Origin of the sequence: Micromonospora sp. NPDC049171 (genome assembly GCF_040648275.1) — a bacterium.
In the GTDB taxonomy this organism is placed as follows: domain Bacteria; phylum Actinomycetota; class Actinomycetes; order Mycobacteriales; family Micromonosporaceae; genus Micromonospora.
The window spans coordinates 184,843-199,843 of record NZ_JBEZDJ010000006.1; the positions used below are offsets into that span (position 1 = coordinate 184,843).

The window sequence follows — 15,001 nt, forward strand, 5'->3', positions numbered from 1 at the left end:
CGCGACCTGTCGCCGCGCCGTGCCGCGGGCGGGGTCAGCCGCCCGGTTGAGCGACCTCCCGTGCGGCATCCGGCCCCGCGTCGAGCAGGAGCTGGAACCCGGCCTCGTCGAGCACCGGCACCTTGAGGCTGACCGCCTTGTCGGCCTTGGACCCGGGGTTGTCCCCCACGACGACGAAGCTCGTCTTCTTGGAGACCGACCCGCTGACCTTGCCGCCCCGGGTCTCCACGGCCTCGGCGGCCTGATCCCGCGAGAAACCGGCGAGCGTGCCGGTCACCACCACCGTCAACCCCTGCAACGGGCGCGGCCCCTCGTCGACCACGTCCTCCGCCATCCGTACGCCGGCCTCGGCCCACTTGCGGACGACCTCGCGGTGCCAGTCCACCGCGAACCACTCCCGAAGGCTCGCCGCGATGGTCGGCCCGACCCCGTCGACCGAGGACAGCTCCTCCTCCGTGGCCGCCTCGATGGCGTCCATCGAGCGGAAATGCCGGGCGAGCGCCCGAGCCGCGGTGGGGCCGACGTGCCGGATGGAGAGCGCCACCAGCACCCGCCACAGCTCGCGCTGCCGGGCGACCACGAGATTGTCCAACAACTTGGCCGCGTTGCTGCCGAGGGTGCCGTCCTTGTTGACGAAGAACGGGGACCGGGCCAGCTGCTCGGCGTCGAGCTGGAAGAGGTCGCCCTCGTCGGTGATGATCTGCGCGTCCAGTAGTGCTCCCGCGCCCTTGTAGCCGAGCACCTCGATGTCGAACGCCCCTCGGCCGGCCAGGTGGAACACCCGCTCCCGCAGCTGCGCGGGGCAGCTGTGGGTGTTGGGGCAGCGGATGTCGACGTCGCTCTCCTTGGCGGGAGCGAGTGGCGTGCCGCAGGACGGGCAGGTGGTGGGCATCACGAACGCACGCGCGTCGGCGGGACGCAGGTCGACCACCGGGCCGAGCACCTCGGGGATCACGTCACCTGCCTTGCGCACCACCACCGTGTCGCCGATCAACACGCCCTTGCGTTCCACCTCGCTGGCGTTGTGCAGGGTGGCCTGGGCGACAGTCGAGCCCGCCACATGCACCGGCTCCAGCACCGCGAACGGGGTGACCCGCCCGGTGCGCCCCACACCGACCTCGATGTCGAGCAGCTTGGTGGTGACCTCCTCCGGCGGGTATTTGAAGGCGATCGCCCAGCGTGGGGCACGGCTTGTCGAACCGAGCCGGCCCTGGATGGAGACCGGGTCGACCTTCACCACCACCCCGTCGATCTCGTGCTCGACGTCGTGCCGGTGCTCGGCGTAGTGCGCGATGTATTCCGCCACGCCGGCCAGATCCGGGACGACCCGCCACCGATCGCTTGTCGGCAACCCCCACGACTTCAGCGCCGCGTACGACTCGGACTGGGCCGTGGGCTGGAACCCCCGGCGGGCGCCGATGCCGTGCATGACCAGGCGCAGCGGCCGGGAGGCGGTGACCCGCGGGTCCTTCTGCCGCAGGCTGCCGGCGGCGGCGTTGCGCGGGTTGGCGAACGGTGCCCGGCCCTGCTCGACCAGGCTGGCGTTGAGATCGGCGAAGCCGGCGATCGGGAAGTAGATCTCGCCCCGGACCTCCAGCAGCTCCGGGACGTCTGGGAACTCGGCGGAGGGGGCGAGCTCGCTGGGCACGTCCCGGATGCTGCGTACGTTGGCGGTGACGTCCTCACCGGTGCGACCGTCACCCCGGGTGGCGGCCCGGACCAGCCTGCCCTTCTCATAGGTCAGGTTGATGGCCAACCCGTCGACCTTCAGCTCACACAGGTAGGGCACCGGGCCGCCCGCGTCCCGTTCGACCCGCTCGGCCCAGGCCGCCAGCTCCTCGTCGGCGAAGGCATTGTCGAGCGACAGCATCCGCTCGGCATGGGTGACCGGGGTGAAGTCGGTGGAGAACGTGCCGCCCACCCGCTGGGTCGGCGAATCGGGCGTGCGCAGCCCCGGGAACTCCGTCTCCAGCGCCTCCAACTCGCGCAACTGCCGATCGAACTCGGCGTCGGCGATGATCGGCGCGTCCAACACGTAGTAGCGGTATTGATGCTCGGTCAGCTCCCGGCTGAGCGTGGCGTGCCGCTCCCGGGCCGGCGGCGTCGGCTCAGCCCCGGCCGCCGCCTCCTGCTCCGGGCTGACCTGCTGACCGATCTGCTCCTCGGACACACCGCCACCTTCGGACACGCCTGCGACCTCCCTGATCACGCTACTCCGGCACGGTATCGGGCCGGTGGGACAATCCGTTGCCCGCCCGCGCCAGCAGCGACGTTCCTCTCCACCGCGTTCCGTGATCACTTGATGCTGAGTGGTTCTCGACGGGCCGATCCCACTACTCAGCCTCAAGTGATCAAGGGGGTGTCCTCCGGGTGCCGCGGGGCGTCGGGGCAGCCGCGGTGTGGTTGGCGGGCGGCACGGGCGACGGCGTGCGAGGATCGCCGCACGGTGCGACCCGCGAGCCGCCAGGGGGCGGCGCTACGTCCGCCGGTGGCCACCAGGCGGGGGCGCGTCCGCGGGTGGGCACGAGGCGGGGGTACGTCCGCCGGTACGCACGAGGCGGCGCTACGTCCGCCGGTGGGCACGAGGCGGCGCTACGTCCGCCGGTGGGCACGAGGCGGCGCTACGTCCGCCGGTGGGCAGGCGGCGGGGATGCGTCCGCCGGTGAGCAGGAGGTTATGCGATGCGCGAGGCACTGCTCTGGGCGGTGGCGATCCTGCTGGCGGTGGGTGCGGGTTGGGCATGGAACAGCTGGCGGCACCGGGTTTCCACCCGACCCTCGGGCACCCGACCGGATCGCCGTGCCACGGCCCGCACCGGTGGTCGTCGACCCACCCCACCTCGACCGCGTGGCGCCGACCGGCCGGGCGCCAAGCCCCGCTCATCGGACACCGACCGGCGGGATGCCCCGGCACCGGGCGAGATCTGGTGGGCCGACGTGCCGTACGCCGATGGCAGTGGCTCGAAGGTACGGCCCTGTCTGGTGCTGCGGGCGGACTCCCGAGGGGCGGACGTCCTGAAGATCACCAGCCAGGACAAGAGTGACCGGGACGACCACGTGCGGATCCCCACCCGGGACTGGGACCCCGGCGCGGAGCACGACAGCTACCTCAGCCTGACCGAGCCGATCCGACTCAACTCGGCCGCCTTCGCCGACCACGCCGGCCGCTGCGACGCCGACCTGTGGCGCAAGGTCCGCAGCCTGCGTCACCTGCCCACCCCCTGACCACCCCGCGGCCCGGTCGACATGACCGCCCGGCGAGCCCACCCCGTCACCCTGACTATCCGGCGGGCCCACTACCCCGTCCGCCCTGCCCAAAGAAGGCATGATCGACTCGGCTTCCTGCAAAACGCGGCATCCGACACCAACGGACACCGCGACTTTCAGAAAGCCGAGTGGATCACGCCCCCCGGGACCAACGCGGGGCACCGCCGAGGCCGCGCGGGGCACCGCCGAGGCCGCGCGGGGCACCGCCGAGGCCGCGCGGGGCACCGCCGAGGCCGCGCGGGGCACCGCCGAGGCCGCGCGGGGCAGCACCGAGGACCGCGCCGGTCAGCACCGAGGACAGGGCAGGCAGGTGGGGTCAGTCCCAGGCGGCGCCCAGGGTGGCGAGTTGGTCCGCGTACTCGATGCGGTCCAACCACCCGGTCGGCCAGGCGGCCATGCCGGCGGCCGCGCCCACAAACGCGCCGGCCAGTGCGGCGATCGAGTCGGAGTCGCCGGCGGTGGTCGCGCCCCGGGCCAGTGCCGCCACCGGGTCGTCGACGTGCCGAATGGCGCAGAGCAGCGCGGTGGCCAGCGCCTCCTCGGCAACCCAGCCCTCCCCGGTGGCCCGGCACGGGTCGCCGCCGTCGTCCGGCTGGCTCAGGGCGGTCGTCAGTCGGCCCAGCGCCGTCAGGCACTCGTCCCAGCCTCGGGCGATGAACGTCTCCGGTGACGGTGTACCGGGACGCTGCCAGAGGTCACCCAGCCACTGCTCCCGGTAGACCAGGCGCTGGGCGAGCGCCCGCTCGGTGAGCAGCGCGGGTAGTTCGGGCAGTGTGGCGCCCGCGCGCAGCGCGAAGACCGCGTACGCGGTCAGCTCGCTGGCGGCCAGCCCGGTCGGGTGGCCGTGGGTCATCCCGGCCTGTAGCTGGGCCAACCCGGCCAGCGTGTCCAGGTCGACGTCGAGCAGCCCGACCGGGGTGACCCGCATGTTGGCGCCGCACCCCTTCGACCCGGCCACTGTCGCCTCCTGCCAGCGCAGCCCACGGCTCAGCTCCGCGCAGGCCCGCAGGCAGGTCATGCCCGGGGCGCGGTTGTTGTCCGGGCTGACCGCCCAGGCCAGGAAGCGCTGCCGCAGCAGCGGCTCCACCGCCTCCGGGGTGAGCGAGGGCGCATCGTGCAGCGCCCAGCCCACCGCGAGTGCCATCTGGGTGTCGTCGGTGACGAGTGCCGGCTCGCCGGACAGCTCACGTGGGCCGGTCGGGCCGTACCGGTGCTCGATCTCGGCGACGGTCAGGAACTCGGTCGGCTTGCCGAGCGCGTCACCGTAGGCGAGGCCGAAGAGTGAACCGGAGGCGCGCAGCGCGGAGGTGGGGATCACGGCGGCCATGATGCCCGGCCGCCGCAACCCCCGTCGGGCTCAGTCCCAGCAGAGGCAGAACGGGTGGCCGACCGGGTCGGCGTAGACCCGGAAACCGTCGCCCTCGCCCGGCAGCCGCCGAGCCCCGAGCGCGAGGGCCGCCTTCTCCGCGCTCTCGATGTCGTCCACCGTCACGTCCAGGTGGAACTGCTGTGGACGCTCCGGGTCCGGCCAGGCCGGTGGCCGCAGGTCGGGCGCCTGCTGGAAGGCCACCCGCGGCTGGTGGCCGGGCGGACCGCCCAGCACCACCCAGTCGGACTCCGTCTCCCCGTCGGCGATGGGTACGCCGAGCAGCTCGGCGTAGAACTCCGCCAACGCCCGGGGATCCGGGCAATCGATCACCACTGAACGCAGCTGTCCAATCATGACCGTCATCCTGCCCACCCGGTACGACAGGAAACCTCAGTCCTCGGCGAGCCGCCGACCGGCGTCCCGACAGGCCGCGAGCACCGCCCGCGCGTACTCCGGGGTGGCACCGGCGAGACCGCAGGCCGGGGTGAGCACCACCTGCTCGGCCAACTGCCGACGAGGAAAGCCGAGGCGGTCCCAGACCTGGCGTACCCGGTCGGCGATCTGCGCGGAGGTCGGCGCGCCACCGGCCGACGGCGGTCGGGTCGGCGCGGCCCCGGCCAGCAACCCGAGGCCGGCGTCGATCGCCTCGCCCAGCGGGTCCAGTTTGGTGACCAGGTCGAGGTCGAGGGCGACCGCGACGGCGCCGGTGGAGCGGATCAGCTCCAGCGGTACGTCGGGGGCGCAGCAGTGCACGAGCGTCGGCACGCCGACCGCGTCGACGACCTCGCGCAGCAGCGCGGCCGCGTCCACCGACTCGACCGCCCGGTACGCGCCCAGGCCACTCTCGGTCGGCACCCGCCCGGCCAGCACGGTCGGCAGTGACGGCTCGTCCAGTTGCAGCAGCACCGACGCCCGGGGCAACCGCCGGGCCACCGCCGCGACGTGCGCGCGCAGCCCTTCGGCGAGGGAGCCGGTCAGGTCGCGGACCGCGCCGGGGTCACGCAACAGGCGGCCACCGATCGGCAACTCCAGGGAGGCGGCCAGCGTCAGCGGACCAGCGGCCTGCACCTTGATCGGGCCGTCGTACTCCTCGGCCTGCTCGGCGAGCTGGTCCAGGTCGCGTTCCATGAGGTCAGCGGCCCGGCGCAGGTCGCGGCCCGGGCGTGGGGCGACCCGCCACCGGCCGGCGTACACCTCGACGGGCAGCTCGACCAGCAGCCCGGCGCTGCGGCCGATGAGGTCGGCGCCGGGGCCACGGGCCGGCAACTCGGGCAGGTGGGGCAGCTCGGGAAGCTCACCGAGGACCACCCGCTGTGCCTCGCCGATGTCGGTGCCGGGCAGCGAACCAATTCCGGTTGCCGCACCGGCCGGCCAGGGCCACGCCTGATCTGTCACGGCCGAAGGCTATCCCGCGAACCCCCGTGCCGCGCCGTCAGGCGGTGATGGTCGCCGAGCCGAGGACCACGTCGCCGGCCGGGTCCGGCCGGTACGCGACCACGGCCTGACCGGCGGCGACGCCGCGGACCGGCCGGCGCAGCTCGGCGTGCAGCAGGTCACCGTCGAGAGCGACGGTCGCCGGGACCACGTCGCCGTGCGCACGCAACTGCACCTCGCACTCGACCGGCGCGTCCGGCCGTGCGCCGCCGGTCCAGACCGGACGAACGGCGCGCACCTCGGACACCTCCAGCGCCTCGGCGGTGCCGACGGTCACCGTGTTGGTCTTCGGCGTGATCGAGAGCACGTAGCGCGGCCGCCCGTCCGGGGCCGGCCGGTCCAGGTGCAGGCCGCGACGCTGCCCCACCGTGTACGCGTACGCGCCGCGGTGACTGCCGACCACCGCGCCGGTGCTCGCGTCGACCACGTCGCCGGGCGCCTCGCCGAGCCGGCCGGCCAGGAAGCCGCGGGTGTCGCCGTCGGCGATGAAGCAGATGTCGTGCGAGTCCGGCTTGTCGGCCACCGCCAGGCCACGCTCGGCGGCCTCCGCACGGACCTGCGCCTTCGTCGAGTCGCCCAGCGGGAAGATCGACCGGTCCAGTTGCTCGCGGGTGAGCACGGCCAGCACGTACGACTGGTCCTTGGCGATGTCGACGCTGCGCCGCAGCAGCCCGTCCGGGCCGAGCCGGGCGTGGTGCCCGGTGACCACCGCGTCGAAGCCCAGGGCCACCGCCCGGTCCAGCACCGCCGTGAACTTGATCTTCTCGTTGCAGCGCAGGCAGGGATTCGGCGTACGGCCGGCGGCGTACTCGGCGACGAAGTCGTCCACCACGTCCTCGTGGAAGCGGTCGGCCATGTCCCAGACGTAGAACGGGATGCCGATCACGTCGGCGGCCCGTCGTGCGTCCCGGGAGTCTTCCAGCGTGCAGCAGCCGCGCGCCCCGGTCCGGTAGGTCTGTGGATTGCGGGCCAGCGCCAGGTGTACGCCTGTCACGTCATGCCCGGCCGCCACCGCCCGCGCCGCCGCCACGGCCGAGTCAACCCCGCCCGACATAGCCGCCAGAACCCTCACCAGCGCACTCCCTTCCCCACCGCCAGCCTACCCACCCACCCCGCACCGGCTCCGCTGGCGGCAAAGTGACCTGTTCCACCCTCAGCCCTCCGTCGATCAAGGAGTTGTGGTGGGTGACAAAAGCCGTCATTCGCCATCTTCTCGGCACCACAACTCCATGATCGACCGCGGAGAGAAGAGGGTGGGCGAGGGGCGAGGGGCGGGGGGCTGTTAGCGGGGGGTGCGGAGGGCTGCGGCTCGGCGGGCTCGGTCCACCGCGCCGGGGAGGGCCGCGATGAGGGCGTCGACGTCGGCCTGGGTGCTGGTGTGGCCGAGGGAGAAGCGCAGCGAGGAGCGGGCGCGGTCGTCGTCGGCGCCCATCGCCAGCAGCACGTGTGAGGGTTGGGCCACACCCGCGGAGCAGGCCGACCCGGTCGAACAGGCGATGCCCTGCGCGTCGAGCAGCAGCAGCAGGGCGTCGCCCTCGCAGCCCGGGAAGGAGAAGTGCGCGTTGCCGGGCAGCCGGCAGGTCGGGTCGCCGTTGTAGATCACCTCGGGCACCGCCCGACGAACCCGTTCGATCAGGTCGTCGCGGAGTGCGGCCACCCGGGCCGCGTACTCCTGCTGGCCCTTCACCGCGCTCTCGACGGCGACCGCGAAGGCGACGATGCCGGCGGTGTCCAGGGTGCCGGAGCGGACGTCGCGTTCCTGGCCGCCGCCGTGCAGCAGCGGCGTGGCCGCCACGTCCCGGGCGAGCAGCAACGCGCCCACCCCGGTCGGGCCGCCCAACTTGTGCCCGGTGACGGTCAGCGCGGCGACACCGCTGGCGCCGAAGTCGACGGGCCCCTGACCGACCGCCTGGACGGCGTCGGTGTGGAACGGCACACCGTACTCGGCCGCGACGGCGGCCAACTCGGCGACCGGCTGGACGGTGCCCACCTCGTTGTTCGCCCACATCGCGGTGACCACCGCCACCCGGTCGGCGTGCGCGGCCAACTCGGCGCGCAGGTCCTCCGGGTCGAGCCGACCGGCGGCGTCCACCGGCAACCAGCCGACCTCGGCTCCCTCGTGCTCGACGAGCCAGTCCACCGCGTCCAGCACCGCGTGGTGCTCGACGGCGCTGGAGACCACCCGACGGCGTTGCGGGTCGGCTCCGCGGCGGGCCCAGAAGATGCCCTTGACCGCGAGGTTGTCGCTCTCCGTGCCACCACCGGTGAAGATCACCTCGGACGGCCGCGCGCCCAGCACCGCGGCCACCTTCTCGCGGGACTCCTCGACCCGGCGGCGGGCACGGCGACCCGCCGCGTGCAGGGAGGACGCGTTGCCGACCTCGCGGGCGGTAGCGACGTACGCCTCCAGTGCCTCATCGAGCATCGGAGTCGTCGCCGCGTGATCCAGGTAAGCCATCACCGCTCAGCCTACGGCCGACACCGCGGAGCCCGGATGGCGGAGGGGACCCGGCGCGACGGCCGGGGTGGCGCTTCCCACCCCGGCCCGGTCAGGCGGGCACCGCGGTGACGACGATGTTGTCCCGGTACCTGCGCGCCTTGGCGTCGAACGGCCCGCCACAGGTGATCAGGGTCAGTCGCGGCTTGCCGTCCCGGGCGAAGTACCGGTCCAACGGAATCCTGGTCTTCGCGTACTCCTCCCGGGCGACGACCCGGTAGCGCCGTGCCGTGCCGTCGCTGCCGGTCGCGGTCAGCGTGTCGCCCTGGTCCAGTTCACGGAGTCGGAAGAACGCCCCCCTGCCCTGCCTGGCACTGTCCACGTGACCGGCGATGACCACCGAGCCGGCGGGGGCCTCCAGGCCGGGTCCGTAGCGGTACCACCCGATCTGGTCGACGCTCGGCGGCACCTCGAACTCGTTGGTCCGCTCGTTGATGCCTACCGCGTCGACGGTGGCGGTGACGTCGATCTCCGGGATCACCAGCCGTACCGGCGGGATGATCGCCGCGTCGACCGGCAGCTCACCGGCGGTCACCGGGACCGACGGAACGCTGGCGGCGGTCGTCGGGGTGCTGGCCAACGCGCTCGCCTCCGCGGCGCCCACGGTTCCGGCCGGCCGGGAGCCGCCCGCCACCACGGCGGCGACGGTGAGCGCGGCAACGCCGGCGGCCAGGGCCGCCAGCGCGCCGCGGTTGCGCACCGTCACCTGCGACCGGTCCGCGCGGTCGCCATCCGCACACCACCAAACAACAGCAGGAGTACGCCGGCACCGGTGAGCGTGTACCACCACGTGCCCAGGCCCGTGCCAGCCTGACCGCCGTCACCGCTCGGCACGCCGCCCGGGGCGGAGTGCAGGCCGGTGATGGTCTGTGCCACCACACCGAGGGTCTTGCCCTCGGCTGAGCCGATCGCGTAGACGATCGTCGCGGTGCCCTCCTTGAGGTTGAGGTCCGCCGGGCCGATGGCCACGGTGTCGGTGCCGGCGAGCACCACGTCCGCCTTCACGCTGCCCGCGTCGACGTCACCCTTGGCCTCCTTCGGGTTGGTCAGGCCCTCGAAGACCGGGGTGCCGCCGGCGCGTACGTCCACCGCCGGGGCGGCGGCGGTGTGCCGGACGATCAGCCGGGCCTTGCCGGCGTCGACCTTCGACACGTCGTTCACGAACGGTGTGATCTTCGGCTGGCCGGCGGCGTCCAGGTGCGCCGCGATGCTGATGTTCGCGCCGCCCGGCACCGCCGCGTTGTCGACCTTGAGGATCGCGCTGCCGACCGGCTCGCCCGGCTTGGTGAGCGCGATGTCGTAGTCGCCCTCCTCCAGGCTCAGCGGGCCGGCGACGTCGCCGGGCTTGAAGTTCTCCAGCGTCTTCTTGCCGTTGACGTAGACGTCGACCGGGGTGTCCGGGATGCCGTGCACGACGGAGACCTTCGACGTGGCGGCGTACGCGGGGGTGGCGGTGAGCGCGCCGACTCCGGCGAAGGCCAGCGCGGCGACCGCGCCGCCCGCCGCGACCCGACGCAGGGATGAGAACTGCATGTCTGCCTCCTGGTGATTGGTGCTGATTCGTCAGGCCTGACTTGCAGAACGGGTTACGCCGCCGTCTGGACGGGTGGATGCGACACCGACGCACTTTTCTTTTTCGGCCCCACCTGCATCCGAACCGGGGTCGCGAGGCGAAGAGCTGCTGAGATGACATCGACCGGGAGAGTGGGGCGGAGACTGTGGCAGCTACAGTCGGGCATGCCCCATCGAAGGCGAACCGCCCGATGACGGCCCTGCACGAGGAACCGGACCCTCCGGTGGACGACCTCGCGCTCCGCTTCCGCGCGGGCGACGACGTGGCGCTCCGCGAGGCGTACGACCGGTACGGTCGGGCCGTGTTCCACCTGGCCACCTCCATGCTGGCCAACCGCGCCGACGCCGAGGACGTCACCCAGGCCACGTTCGTCGCCGCCTGGCTGGGTCGCGACACCTTCGACCCGGCCAAGGGGTCGCTGATCGGCTGGCTGCTCGGCATCGGCCGGCGCAAGGTGATCGACCGGATGCGCGCCTCGGCCCGGGAGACCCGGGTGGTGGATACGGTCCGTCAGTTGCCCGAGCCGGCGCCGGCCGACCCGGACCCGGACCGCGTGGTGGACCGGCTGGTGATCGCCGACGAGCTGGCCCGTCTCCCCGACGACCAGCGACGCATGTTGGAGCTGGCCTTCTACGACGACCTGACCCACCAGCAGATTGCCACGGTGACGGGGGTGCCGTTGGGCACCGTCAAGAGCCACATCCGGCGCGGCATGGCGAGCTTGAAACGCAGATGGGAGGTGGACGGTGCAGCACCTGGACCACGACCGGCTGGTCTTTCTGGCGCTCGGTGAGAGCGAGGCGGACAACGGGGAGAGCACCCACCTCGGCACCTGCGCACACTGCCGGGTGGAGATGACGACCCTGCGGCAGATCGCCGGACTCGGCGTGGAGACGCAGGGCCTCGCCGACCTGCCCGACCCGCCGGAGCACCTCTGGCAGGGCATCCTGGCCCAGGTCAGCGCGGCGGAGACCCGACCGCCGGTGACCGAGATCCGCCGCCCGCCGGTGCCGGAACAGGCCACCGGCACGACGGCGGAGCCGACCGTCGACACGGTGGCGGAGCCAACCATCGGCACAGTGGCGGAGCCGACCATCGGCACAGTGGCGGAGCCGACCGTCACCCGGTTGGACTCGGCTCGGCGGTCTCGCCGGGGCCGTGGCTGGTCCCGCTGGGCGGCCACCGCGGTGACCGCTGCCGCCGCCGCGGCGGTCGGTGTGGTGGGCACGGTCTCGGTGCTCCGGCCGGACGACCCGGCGCCCACACCGAAGCCGGTGGTGGTGGCGAGCGCCCCGCTGGCGGCGTACGGGTCGACGCCCCCGGCGGCCAGGGGTGACGCCCGGGTTCTCCAGGACGGCCAACTACATCTGCATGTGGCGAATCTCCCGCGCGTCCCGGGGTACTACGAGGTCTGGCTGATCAATCCGACGACGATGGAGATGTTCTCGGTCGGCACCCTGGGTGGCGGCCAGGATGCCCTGCTACCCCTGCCCCCGAATGTCGACCTCAAGACCTACTCGGTGGTCGACGTCTCCGCGGAACGGTTCGACAACAACACCCGCCACTCCGGCGACAGCCTGGTGAGGGGCACCCTGACGGGCTGATCGGCGGGCCGGCTCAGCTCCCCGGCCCGCCGATCAGCTCCCCACGAAAAAGCAGTGGCCGCCCCGGATCGGGGCGGCCACTGTCGTGTCAGCGGGTCACTTGCGCTTGCGGATCTCCTCGGCGGCCTGCGGGACGATCTTGAACAGGTCGCCCACCACGCCGAAGTCGGCCAGCTCGAAGATCGGTGCCTCGCCGTCCTTGTTGACCGCGACGATGGTCTTCGAGGTCTGCATGCCGGCCCGGTGCTGGATGGCACCGGAGATGCCGAGCGCGACGTAGAGCTGCGGGGAGACCGTCTTGCCGGTCTGGCCCACCTGGAACTGGTGCGGGTAGAAGCCGGAGTCGACGGCCGCGCGGGACGCGCCGACGGCGCCGCCGAGCAGGTCGGCCAGCTCTTCGACGAGCTTGAAGTTGTCGGCGTTACCGACTCCGCGACCGCCGGAGACGACCACGCCGGCCTCGGTCAGCTCGGGGCGGGAGCCCTTCTGCTCGGCGACCCGCTCGACGACCCTGGCCAGCTTGTCGGTGTCGGTGACCGACACGGTGAGCTGCTCGATCGTCGGGGTGGCCGCCGCCGGGGTCGGGGTGACCGAGTTGGGCCGGACGGTGACCAGCGGCAGGCCCTTGGTGACCTTGGACTTGACGATGGCGGAGCCGGCGAAGGCGATCTGGGTCGCGGTGCCGTCGGTGTCCAGGCCGACCACGTCGGTCAGGATGCCGTTGTCCAGCTTGACGGCGAGGCGGGCGGCGATCTCCTTGCCCTCCTGGGCCGAGGCCAGCAGCACGGCGGCCGGCTGCACGCGCGTGACCAGCTCGGCCAGCACGGTGGCCTTGGGGGCCACCAGGTAGCCGTCGATCTCGTCACCCTCGGCGGCGTAGATCTTCTCCGCGCCGTACTCGCCCAGTTTGCCGCTCAGCGCCTCGGCGGCGCCGGCGCCGCCGAGCACCACCGCGCTCGGGGTGCCCAGCTCGCGGGCGAGGGTGAGCATCTCCAGGGTGACCTTCTTGACGCCGAATTCCTTGGTGGCTTCGACGACGACGAGAACCTCAGACATGTCCAGACCCGCTCTCACACGAACTTTTCGGTGGCGAGGAACTCGACCAGCTTGACGCCGCCCTCGCCCTCATCGGTGATCTTGGCGCCGCCGGAGCGTGGCGGGCGCTTGGAGTGCTCGACGACGGCGCTGGTGGCCCCGTCGAAGCCCACCTCGGCGGGCGCGACGCCCAGGTCGGCCAGGGAGAACGTCTGCACCGGCTTCTTCTTGGCGGCCATGATGCCCTTGAAGGAGGGGTAGCGCGGCTCGTTGATCGTGTCCCAGACGGAGACCACGGCCGGGGTGGCGGCGGTGACCACCTCGTAGCCCTCCTCGGTCTGCCGCTCCACGGTCAGCGTGCTGCCGTCGACGGTCAGCTTGCGGGCGCCGGTGAGCGCGGCGACGCCGAGCCGCTCGGCGATCATGTGCGGCATGACCTGGACCCGACCGTCGGTGGACTCGGCGCCGCAGATCACCAGGTCGGCGTTCAGTTGACCGAGCGCGGCGGCGAGCACCTTCGAGGTGGCGACGGCGCAGGAACCGTGCAGGGCGTCGTCCAGCACGTGCACGGCCTTGTCCGGGCCCATGGAGAGCGCCTTGCGGATCGACTCGGTCGCCCGGTCCGGACCCATGGTCAGGATGGTGACCTCGCCGCCGTGCGCCTCCTTGATCTTCAGCGCCTCCTCGATGGCGTACTCGTCCATCTCGTTGATCACGTTGTTCGCCGAACCGCGGTCGACGGTGTTGTCGTCATTGCGCAGGTTGCGGTCCGCGCCCGAATCAGGCACCTGCTTGACGAGTACGACGATATTCATCGCGCTTCGACGACCCTCCTGTGTGGTGATGCGATTCGCTCGCCCGGTCTGGGGCGCAGCGTCGCGCGTCGGTCGACGCCTGGTCAACCGCGGGCTGTTGTGCAGTTGCCCACGACGCAATGTTACCTGTCGGTAGCTTGCGCTCCCCGGGCCACTCAGGGTGACACAGCTCACCGACGGGCAGGCGGTCAGGCCGGGTCGGCCAACGCGTTCCGGATCTGGTCGATGGCCGCCGCCTCGGCGGGCGCCACCCCGGCGTGCGCCCGGGCCACCCGGTCCGCCGCACCCAACACCACCGAGCGGTACGCCGCCACGTCCTGCGGTGACTTGTCGCGCAGGATTCGCACCGCCTGCCGCAGCGCCGGCAGCACCACCGACTCGATCTCCAACTGCGAGTCCCTGGGCAGCCGGGGCAGCGGGCCGGTGGTGAGCGCCTCCTTGACCGTCCCGCTGGCGTTGGCGAGTGCGCTGGACGCGGCGACGCTCTCCCGGATCACCCCCAGCACCCCCGGGTCGGCGTTGGACACCAGGAAGACGGCACCGAAGGCGCCGGTCTTGAGGATCAACCGCTCCTCGTCCGTCAACCGCTGCTCCATGATCACGGAGTGTAGACGTACGGGGTGGTGGTGGTCACCGGGACGAGGCCGAGCCGCTGCAGGATCGGCCGGCTGTCCTCGGAACAGTCCACCTGCACGAGCGTGCGGCCCCGCTGGTCGGCCAACCGCGCCCGGTAGTTGACGAGCGCCCGGTAGATGCCCCGTTGCCGCCACTGCGGCAGGGTCGAGCCGCCCCACAGGGTGGCGAAGCCGGTGTTCGCCGGGAACCGCACCCAGCCGGCGCTCACCACCGTGTCGTCCGCCTCGGCCACCACGACGGTGATCGAGTTCCGGTCGGCGTCGATCTCCTTGGCCAGCCCCCACACCAGGTGCGAGCGGTCCTCCTGCCAGACCTCCTCCTCCATGGCGGCGATCCGCTCCAGGTCGGCGCGGGAGGTCACCTCACGCAGGCGTACCCCCTCGGGGGTGACCGGCAGCGCGGCGGCCAGCGGCGCGACCGGGCCGACCACGACGGTCTCCCGGTCCTCCGGGACGAAGCCGGCGGCGCGCAGGCGGTCCGCCAGGTCCGCCGGTTCGTCGTGCTCGTTGAGCTTCCACTCGACCGACTGGCCACGTTCGCGGAACAGCCGCACCTGTCGGGTGATCAGCTCGTCCAGCGCGTCCCCGGTGAGTCCGCCGAGGTCGCGGTAGGTGAGGAAGCCGCCGGCGTCGAGCCCGATGATGCGCACCAACGGCCCGTCCCGCTCCACCGTCACCCCGGCCGGAACCGGGTCGGGGATCTCCGGGCGGAGTTGGTTGTCGTAGGCGGCACGCAGCGTCATTACGTCGAGATCAGTCACCGAGTCAGGCTA

The 15,001-nt window shown here is 72.5% G+C and carries 15 protein-coding genes; 3 read left to right on the plus strand and 12 right to left on the minus strand.

Translation table 11 applies throughout. From position 1 onward, the window contains the following. Positions 1-34: 34 nt before the first annotated feature. The gene (ligA, locus tag AB0B14_RS10145; RefSeq protein WP_357522226.1) at positions 35-2,170 is read right to left on the minus strand and encodes an NAD-dependent DNA ligase LigA; all 2,136 of its coding nucleotides are present in this window, start codon (positions 2,168-2,170) and stop codon (positions 35-37) included. Between the two features lie 511 nt (positions 2,171-2,681). On the opposite strand from ligA, the gene AB0B14_RS10150 reads away from it, so the two are divergent. Further along, positions 2,682-3,224, plus strand: coding sequence for a type II toxin-antitoxin system PemK/MazF family toxin (locus AB0B14_RS10150; RefSeq protein WP_357522227.1), 543 nt, complete (start codon positions 2,682-2,684; stop codon positions 3,222-3,224). 358 nt (positions 3,225-3,582) lie between these two features. On the opposite strand, the gene AB0B14_RS10155 is transcribed toward AB0B14_RS10150, so the two are convergent. The 7 genes from AB0B14_RS10155 to AB0B14_RS10185 form a co-directional block, all read right to left on the minus strand. Next, the gene (locus tag AB0B14_RS10155) at positions 3,583-4,593 is read right to left on the minus strand and encodes an ADP-ribosylglycohydrolase family protein (RefSeq protein ID WP_357071420.1); all 1,011 of its coding nucleotides are present in this window, start codon (positions 4,591-4,593) and stop codon (positions 3,583-3,585) included. Between the two features lie 30 nt (positions 4,594-4,623). Next, the gene (locus tag AB0B14_RS10160) at positions 4,624-4,989 is read right to left on the minus strand and encodes a VOC family protein (RefSeq protein WP_357071418.1); all 366 of its coding nucleotides are present in this window, start codon (positions 4,987-4,989) and stop codon (positions 4,624-4,626) included. Positions 4,990-5,025: 36 nt separating this feature from the next. Continuing rightward, positions 5,026-6,030, minus strand: a complete 1,005-nt coding sequence (locus tag AB0B14_RS10165) for a methionine synthase (RefSeq protein WP_357071415.1) — start codon at positions 6,028-6,030, stop codon at positions 5,026-5,028. Between the two features lie 37 nt (positions 6,031-6,067). Further along, a complete protein-coding gene (gene mnmA / locus AB0B14_RS10170; RefSeq protein WP_357071412.1) occupies positions 6,068-7,141 on the minus strand; it encodes a tRNA 2-thiouridine(34) synthase MnmA in 1,074 nt (357 codons plus the stop codon). Positions 7,142-7,351: 210 nt separating this feature from the next. Beyond that, entirely contained in the window at positions 7,352-8,527 is a 1,176-nt protein-coding gene (locus AB0B14_RS10175) for a cysteine desulfurase family protein (RefSeq protein WP_357071410.1), read from the minus strand. Between the two features lie 91 nt (positions 8,528-8,618). Further along, positions 8,619-9,272: a class F sortase gene (locus tag AB0B14_RS10180; RefSeq protein WP_357071407.1), complete on the minus strand. Its 654-nt coding sequence runs from the start codon at positions 9,270-9,272 to the stop codon at positions 8,619-8,621. Then, complete coding sequence (locus AB0B14_RS10185) at positions 9,269-10,099, minus strand: DUF4397 domain-containing protein (RefSeq protein ID WP_357071404.1); 831 nt, start codon at positions 10,097-10,099, stop codon at positions 9,269-9,271. The genes AB0B14_RS10180 and AB0B14_RS10185 overlap by 4 nt, the downstream gene beginning before the upstream one ends. A gap of 230 nt (positions 10,100-10,329) precedes the next feature. On the opposite strand from AB0B14_RS10185, the gene AB0B14_RS10190 reads away from it, so the two are divergent. After that, positions 10,330-10,932, plus strand: coding sequence for a sigma-70 family RNA polymerase sigma factor (locus AB0B14_RS10190; RefSeq protein WP_357071401.1), 603 nt, complete (start codon positions 10,330-10,332; stop codon positions 10,930-10,932). Then, positions 10,886-11,743: an anti-sigma factor gene (locus AB0B14_RS10195; protein ID WP_357522228.1), complete on the plus strand. Its 858-nt coding sequence runs from the start codon at positions 10,886-10,888 to the stop codon at positions 11,741-11,743. Before AB0B14_RS10190 ends, AB0B14_RS10195 begins: the two co-directional genes overlap by 47 nt. A 96-nt stretch (positions 11,744-11,839) precedes the next feature. Here the strand turns inward: AB0B14_RS10195 and AB0B14_RS10200 are convergent, their stop codons facing one another. The 4 genes from AB0B14_RS10200 to AB0B14_RS10215 all read right to left on the minus strand — a co-directional run bounded on the left by AB0B14_RS10200 (position 11,840) and on the right by AB0B14_RS10215 (position 14,989). After that, the gene (locus AB0B14_RS10200; RefSeq protein ID WP_357071396.1) at positions 11,840-12,799 is read right to left on the minus strand and encodes an electron transfer flavoprotein subunit alpha/FixB family protein; all 960 of its coding nucleotides are present in this window, start codon (positions 12,797-12,799) and stop codon (positions 11,840-11,842) included. Positions 12,800-12,813: 14 nt separating this feature from the next. Next, positions 12,814-13,593, minus strand: a complete 780-nt coding sequence (locus AB0B14_RS10205) for an electron transfer flavoprotein subunit beta/FixA family protein (RefSeq protein ID WP_357522229.1) — start codon at positions 13,591-13,593, stop codon at positions 12,814-12,816. Positions 13,594-13,781: 188 nt separating this feature from the next. Next, entirely contained in the window at positions 13,782-14,195 is a 414-nt protein-coding gene (locus AB0B14_RS10210) for a hypothetical protein (RefSeq protein ID WP_357522230.1), read from the minus strand. Continuing rightward, entirely contained in the window at positions 14,192-14,989 is a 798-nt protein-coding gene (locus AB0B14_RS10215; protein WP_357522231.1) for a GNAT family N-acetyltransferase, read from the minus strand. Before AB0B14_RS10215 ends, AB0B14_RS10210 begins: the two co-directional genes overlap by 4 nt. Between the last annotated feature and the right edge of the window lie 12 nt (positions 14,990-15,001).

Excerpts from the sequence above, each read along its gene's own strand:
- AB0B14_RS10150 (WP_357522227.1), top strand. The coding sequence starts at position 2,682 with ATGCGCGAGGCACTGCTCTGGGCGGTGGCGATCCTGCTGGCGGTGGGT.
- AB0B14_RS10155 (WP_357071420.1), bottom strand. The coding sequence starts at position 4,593 with ATGGCCGCCGTGATCCCCACCTCCGCGCTGCGCGCCTCCGGTTCACTC.
- AB0B14_RS10160 (WP_357071418.1), bottom strand. The coding sequence starts at position 4,989 with ATGATTGGACAGCTGCGTTCAGTGGTGATCGATTGCCCGGATCCCCGG.
- AB0B14_RS10175 (WP_357071410.1), bottom strand. The coding sequence starts at position 8,527 with ATGGCTTACCTGGATCACGCGGCGACGACTCCGATGCTCGATGAGGCA.
- AB0B14_RS10185 (WP_357071404.1), bottom strand. The coding sequence starts at position 10,099 with ATGCAGTTCTCATCCCTGCGTCGGGTCGCGGCGGGCGGCGCGGTCGCC.
- AB0B14_RS10190 (WP_357071401.1), top strand. The coding sequence starts at position 10,330 with ATGACGGCCCTGCACGAGGAACCGGACCCTCCGGTGGACGACCTCGCG.
- AB0B14_RS10200 (WP_357071396.1), bottom strand. The coding sequence starts at position 12,799 with ATGTCTGAGGTTCTCGTCGTCGTCGAAGCCACCAAGGAATTCGGCGTC.
- AB0B14_RS10205 (WP_357522229.1), bottom strand. The coding sequence starts at position 13,593 with ATGAATATCGTCGTACTCGTCAAGCAGGTGCCTGATTCGGGCGCGGAC.